This is a genomic window from Streptomyces sp. NPDC059788 (genome assembly GCF_042732265.1).
Lineage (GTDB): Bacteria > Actinomycetota > Actinomycetes > Streptomycetales > Streptomycetaceae > Streptomyces.
Genome location: NZ_JBHWHY010000108.1, coordinates 1 through 6,416, shown reverse-complemented (window position 1 = coordinate 6,416; position 6,416 = coordinate 1). Strand labels below are relative to the sequence as shown.

The following is a 6,416-nucleotide window of genomic DNA, read 5'->3' as shown; positions in this document are numbered from 1 at the left end:
GTGCGCGGAACACTCCGCGCACCGCCCCGCTCCGCATGAGCCGTGCCGCCGTCACACGCCCGGCGGCACCCGCGACGGGCGGCCGCTGCCGCGCGTCATGGCATACCCGGCGATCCCGGCGAGCGCCGCCAGCAGACCGCCCACCGCCGTCCACACCCACCGGTCGGACCACCGGCCCGACGACCAGCCGCCCTCCGGCTCCAGCGCCGCGGCGGACCGCTTGCCCGAAGCCGAAGCCGAAGCCGACGGCTCCGCGGAAGCGCTCTGCCCGCCCTCCGGACTCGCGGTGGCGGCACCCGGCACGAGCGGCGCGGACAGCTTGCCGTCCACGGCGTACGCACCGCCCGCCTCCGCCACGGTGGGCTCGAACTCCGCGCGCACCGGCAGCCCCAGATCCTCCTGCGGCACGCCCGTGACCGTCAGCCGTACGTAGTAGCTGCCCGGCAGCGGATCGTTGGACCACTGCTCCGCCCAGGAGCGGACCGTACGCAGCGTGCAGGACACCTCCACCGAGGCCGCGTCCGCCGCTGCCGCCCTGCTCTGCGCGCCGTACGCGCACGCCTGGCGCCGCCGCAGCCCGTCGTACACATCGAGCTGCCAGGTCGCCGCGCCGTGCCGGGCCGCCTTGGGCAGTGTCACCTTCGCCTTCATCGTGGCGCGCTGCCCGGTGTCCACGGGCACCACCCAGTACAGGTAGTCACCGGTGGACGCCCCGGCCGTCGCCCGCTGCCCCGGCACGACCGGCGTCGCCGTACGGAACGACGTACCCGCCTCCGTAGGGCCTTCGGAGCTCCCGCTCGCGGACGGCGACGGACTGGCCGCCACCGCCGGACCCGCCGCGCCGAAGAGCACGGCACCCGCCAGCAGCGCTGCGGCCACAAACCCACGCGTACGCATCAGTTGGTCCTCCAGACGGCGACACGCCAGCGCGACAGCCAGCCCCACAGCAGACCGGTCACCAGACCGGCGAGCGCCAGCGCGCCCAGCAGCCACCAGCCGCGGCCCAGGCCGAAGGACGCGGCGTCCGAGGCGTCGGACGGACCGTCCACGACGTCGATGGCCAGCTCCACCGGCAGCCCCGGCTCGGTCTTGACCGAGGCGGGCGCCGCGAAGGAGTTGCTCAGCTGGAGACAGACGGTCTCCGGCGCGTCCTTGGCGTCCCCCTCGGCGTTCTTCAGCTGCGCCTTCGGATAGCGCAGCCCGGACGAGACCACGTCGGTGCGCCCGTCGCCCGACTCCGAGCCGCGCACGATCTCCCGGCCGTGCACGGTCGAGGCCCGCAGCAGGACGCCGTAGTCGTTGTTGACGGCCCGGTCGGCACCGATGCTCGCCGACGCCCGCAGCTCCTGGCCCGGCCGCACGTCCACCCGGTACCAGCGGTGCTCGGCGAACTTCTCCCGGTCGCTGTACAGGCCCGGCTTGAGCACCGGCGCCTTGGCACACTGATCGGCGCCCTCGGTCGCCACCGGCGTCACCACCGGATCGGCCGCCCGGTCCACCAACTGGTGCACCCGGTCCCGGAGTTCGCCGGTGTGCCGGACCGAGGTGTACGTGCCGCCGGTGGCCTCCGCGATGCAGCTGAGCTGCTTACGGGTCTTGGCGTCCGGCAGCAGCCCGAGCGTGTCCACGGTCAGGTGGATGCCCTTGGCGGCGATGTCCCGCGCCACCTCGCACGGGTCGAGCGGGGCACAGGTGTCCTCGCCGTCCGTGATCAGCACGATCCGGCGGCTCGCGGCACCGCCCTTGAGGTCGTCCGCCGCGCCCAGCAGGGCCGGGCCGATCGGCGTCCAGCCGGTGGGGGCGAGCGTCGCCACCGCGGTCTTCGCCTCGGTCCGGTCGAGCGGCCCGACGGGATAGAGCTGCTTGGTGTCCTTGCACCCGGTCTGCCGGTCGGGCCCTGGATAGTTCGCGCCGAGGGTACGTATACCGAGCTGGACCTCGCCCGGCACCGCGTCCAGCACCTCGTTGAACGCCTGCTTCGCCGCCGACATCCGGCTCTGCCCGTCGATGTCGCGGGCCCGCATCGAGCCGCTGACGTCCAGCACCAGCTCGACCTTCGGGGAGGGTTTCTTCGCATCCGGTTCGTCGGCGGCCGCGGCGGAGGTGGGGAGGAGCCCCACGGCCAACGTGGCGAGCAGCCCGCACACCCCGGCCGCCAGCCGTTTACTTGTGATCATCGCCGGATCGTATTGATGATCCGGCCCCGGTTCCAAAACGGTGCGGAGCGCGCGCAGCTGAGGGCGCGCCAGGGCGCGGGCGGCCCGGCGTACGTCAGCCGGCCGCCCCGGTGAACCGTGAGGTCACCGGGGCGGCCGGGGAAACGCGGTGGATCAGCTCCTGGTCCAGGTGACGTCCAGCTTGGAGGTGCTCGGCGCGAACTTCTTCCACGCGAAGGTGTCGGTCTCGTTCGCGGCCCGCAGCCCCAGCGTCATGTCCGGCCACTTGTTGGCCTTCGCCGCCCGGGCGTTGTCCGTGACGTTGAAGACCAGGTCGCCCGCCGGGCAGTTCCTGGCGTCGTGCCCCTGGGCGGCGTTGACCGTGGCCAGCAGCTTGTACCACTTCGGCTGCTGGTTCCAGGTCGTGCTCTTGTAGGCCCGGCCGGTGTCCCACAGCTGGACGGGCCGCTTGGTGCACGACCAGGAGTAGGTGTTCCTGATACGGAACGCGGCGCTCTTGATGTTGCCGGTCCGCTGCAGGTCCCTGGTGCCCATGGTGATGAACGAGCGCCAGGTCCCGCCCGTCTGGTTCTCGTGGCCGACGCGCGCGACGTCCCCCGTCTTCGCCCAGTAGGACGTGGTCGGGAACCTCTTGTTGACGCTGGTCCACAGGCCCACGGGGCCCCGGGGCGCGCGCGGGCCGGACAGGCTCTGCTCGGTGGTGTACGTACCGGACGGGTTGGCGAAGACGCGCGCGGTGTCGGTGCGCTGCGACTGCACCTCCACCCGGCGGCCGGTCTCGGCCGCCTTCTCGGAGGCCTGCCGGAACTCGGCCTGCTGGGCCGCCGCCTGCCGCGACTTCGTGTCGTGGACGTCGGAACCCGCCGCCCATGCGGTGGGAACGGCCAGCCCGCCGACGACGCCGCAGACCAGGACGGGATACCACGGGCCGGACGGTCTCCAGCCGGTGAGGGAACGGGATGTGGGCATTGCGCACCTCTCATTGCCGGGAGGGGCCGAACGTACAAGGGCCCGCCACCGCCGCCCGTACGCCGCGCCGCCCCTGCCGCCGACCGGGGACGCCGCCACCCCCGTAATTCACTCGTACGCCGGAATGAGGTGGACGGAAGGTGACGGCCTCCGGGCGGTGTCAGCGCTCCTTTGCGGCGCCCCGTCCCGCCCGCGCGTCCCGCTCCCGCGTCTCCTGCGCGTCCGGCCCCCGCGCCTCCCGCTCCCGCGCCGCGGCGGCGATGTTGCGCGCCATCCCGCCGAACACCAACGCGTGGAACGGCGCGACACTCCACCAGTACGCGTGCCCCGCCAGCCCGTGCGGATGGAACACCGCCCGCTGCCGGTAGACCGTACGGCCCGCCTCGTCCCGGCCGGCCACCAGCTCCAGCCAGGCCAGACCCGGCAGCCGCATCTCCGCGCGCAGCCGCAGCAGCCGCCCCCGCTCGATCTCCTCCACCCGCCAGAAGTCCAGCGAGTCACCGGCCCGCAGCCGCTGCGCGTCCCGCCGCCCCCGCCGCAGCCCGACACCGCCCGACAGCCGGTCCAGCCACCCCCGCAGGCCCCAGGCGAGCGGAAAGGAGTACCAGCCGTTCTCCCCGCCGATGCCCTCGATGACGTCCCACAGCGCCCCCGGCGAGGCGTCCACCGCGCGCTGCCTGCGGTCGGTGTAGAGGCTGCCGCCCGCCCAGTCCGGGTCGGTCGGCAGCGGGTCGCTGGGGGCGCCGGGCACCGAGGCCGACGACCAGCGGGTGGCGACCCGCGCCTCCCGTACGCGCCGCAGCGCCAGCTCCACCGAACGGTCGAAGCCGGTCAGCCCGCCGGGCGGATCGGGCACGTAACGGGCGATGTCGTGCTCCGCGGCCACGGCCTCGTGGCGCAGCGACTCCGCCAGCGGCCGGGCGATGCCCGCCGGCACCGGCGTCACCAGCCCCACCCAGTGACTGGACAGGCCCGGCGTGAGCACCGGCACCTGCACGATCAGGCGCCGGGGGAGCGCCGCGACCCGCGCGTAGCGCTGCATCATCTGCCGGTACGTCAGCACGTCGGGGCCGCCCACGTCGAAGCCCCGGTTCACCGACTCCGGCAGCCCGGCGCACCCCACCAGGTAATACAGCACATCCCGTACGGCCAGCGGCTGGATACGGGTACGCACCCAGCTCGGCGTCACCATCACCGGCAGCCGCTCGGTCAGATACCGCAGCATCTCGAACGACGCCGACCCCGACCCCATGATCACGGCGGCCCGCAGCACCGCGGTCGGCACCCCCGACTCCAGCAGGATGCGGCCCACCTCGTCCCGCGACCGCAGATGCGGCGACAGCTTGTCCCGGTCCACGCCCTCCGGCACCGGGCCGCCCAGATAGACGATCCGCCGCACCCCCGCCTCCCGCGCGCACTCGGCGAACGTACGGGCCGCCCGCCGGTCGGTGTCCTCGAAGTCCTTGCCCGAGCCCAGCGCGTGCACGAGGTAGTACGCCACCTCGACGCCTTCCAGCGCCTCCTTGAGCGACTCCGCGTCCGTGACGTCGCCCCGCACCGTCTCCACCTGCCCCGACCAGGGGTGGTCCCGCAGCTTGCCCGGCGTACGCGCCAGACACCGCACCGGATACCCGGCAGCCAGCAGCTCCGGCACCAGCCGCCCGCCGATGTACCCGGTCGCACCGGTCACCAGACACCGTTCCACGCCACGCCTCCCTGTATCCGGCTTCGGGCCGCCCGCCGACGGAACCCCGCGGACACGCCTCGGCCCGTACCGGTACCCGCACCTGCGCCGATGACCCCCGAACCGCCGCCTACGGCTGTCCCCACCACCGGAACGGGGGCCTGCCGGATGGGCGCAACCCGCGACACACCGCCACCATCGCCCCATGGAAAGCCGTCCGCGCCACCAGCAGCCCCGCGCCCGCTCCGGCTCCCGGGCCCGCTTCCGCTTCCGGGCCCGCGCCCGTTCCGGCGTGATCGCCGGCATCGCCGCACTGGCCGTCGCCGGCGCGCTCCTCGCCGTACCGCCGGGACCGGCCACGGCCGCCGACGCCCGGCAGAGCGCCGACCGGCTCCAGCGCGACACCGACGCCCTGCGCCACACGGGCGTCACCGGCGTCGCCGTCCGCCTGCGCACCCCCGACGGCGTCCGTACGGCCACCAGCGGCACCGGCGACCTGGCCACCGGACGCCCGGTGCCGCGCGCCGGATACCTCCGCATCGGCAGCGTCACCAAGTCCTTCGTCGCCACCGTCGCCCTCCAGCTCGTCGGTGAGGGGAGGCTGCGGCTCGACGACACCGTGGAGAAGTGGCTGCCCGGCACGGTCACCGGCAACGGCAACGACGGCCGCGCCGTCACCCTGCGCCACCTCCTCGGCCACACCAGCGGCCTGCCCGACTACGCCGCCGACCTGGCCCCGCGCGACAGCCGCGACTACGAAGCCAACCGTGACCGCGTCTACCCGCCCGAGCAGCAGGTCGCCCTCGCCATGCGCCACCGGCCCGCCTTCCGCCCCGGAGCCCGCCACGGCTACTCCAACACCAACTACCTCCTGACGGGCATGATCGTGCGCGCCGCCACCGGCCACACCTGGCAGCACGAGGTACGCACCCGCATCCTGCGCCCGCTCGGCCTGCGGCACACCAGCGCGCCCGAAGGCCGCCCCTTTTTCCCGCAACCGCACGCCACCGAGTACCAGCAGTTCGCGCCGGACGGCCCCTATACCGACACCACGGCGCCGTACCTGCCCTTCGACACCGGCGCCGACGGCGCGATGATCAGCACCGCCGCCGACCTCGACCGCTTCTTCACCGCCCTGAACACCGGGCGCCTGCTCGCCCCCGCCCAGCAGACCGAGATGCGGCGCACCGTGCCCGTACCGGACGCGCCCGGAGAGGCTCCCGGCACCCGCGCGGGCCTCGGCGTCTTCAGCACCCCGCTCTCCTGCGGCGGTACGTACTGGGGCCACGGCGGCAGCGGCATCGGCTACATCGTCGAACCGGCCGCCACCCCCGACGGCGGGCGCTCCGTCACCGTCTCCCTCCACAGCCGCCCGGCCGACCAGGACACCGCCGTACGACAGCTACAGGCCCTGCGCACCCTCGTCGACCACGCCCTGTGCGACCCCCGCCGCTGACCCTCCAACGCCTCGTGTAGTGTTCTCCGAGTTGTCACGGAGCCGACAGGTCCCACGGCAGCCACCTCACGCCACACCGGCGGCACCATCACTACTGCACGACTCCCGGACGGGATGAATTTCGGCATGC

5 protein-coding genes are annotated in these 6,416 nt (G+C 73.9%); 1 reads left to right on the top strand and 4 read right to left on the bottom strand.

Annotation, left to right across the window (positions count from 1 at the left end; genetic code table 11):
• Positions 1–51 precede the first annotated feature (51 nt).
• The 4 genes from ACFV57_RS42495 to ACFV57_RS42480 form a co-directional block, all read right to left on the bottom strand.
• Positions 52–897: a hypothetical protein gene (locus ACFV57_RS42495; RefSeq protein WP_385244616.1), complete on the bottom strand. Its 846-nt coding sequence runs from the start codon at positions 895–897 to the stop codon at positions 52–54.
• Complete coding sequence (locus tag ACFV57_RS42490; protein ID WP_385244614.1) at positions 897–2,177, bottom strand: VWA domain-containing protein; 1,281 nt, start codon at positions 2,175–2,177, stop codon at positions 897–899. The genes ACFV57_RS42495 and ACFV57_RS42490 overlap by 1 nt, the downstream gene beginning before the upstream one ends.
• A 153-nt stretch (positions 2,178–2,330) precedes the next feature.
• Positions 2,331–3,146, bottom strand: a complete 816-nt coding sequence (locus ACFV57_RS42485) for a DNRLRE domain-containing protein (RefSeq protein ID WP_385244611.1) — start codon at positions 3,144–3,146, stop codon at positions 2,331–2,333.
• A 160-nt stretch (positions 3,147–3,306) separates the two neighbouring features.
• Complete coding sequence (locus ACFV57_RS42480) at positions 3,307–4,851, bottom strand: SDR family oxidoreductase (RefSeq protein ID WP_385244608.1); 1,545 nt, start codon at positions 4,849–4,851, stop codon at positions 3,307–3,309.
• Positions 4,852–5,035: 184 nt separating this feature from the next.
• On the opposite strand from ACFV57_RS42480, the gene ACFV57_RS42475 reads away from it, so the two are divergent.
• Entirely contained in the window at positions 5,036–6,286 is a 1,251-nt protein-coding gene (locus tag ACFV57_RS42475; RefSeq protein ID WP_385244606.1) for a serine hydrolase domain-containing protein, read from the top strand.
• The last annotated feature ends 130 nt before the right edge of the window (positions 6,287–6,416 follow it).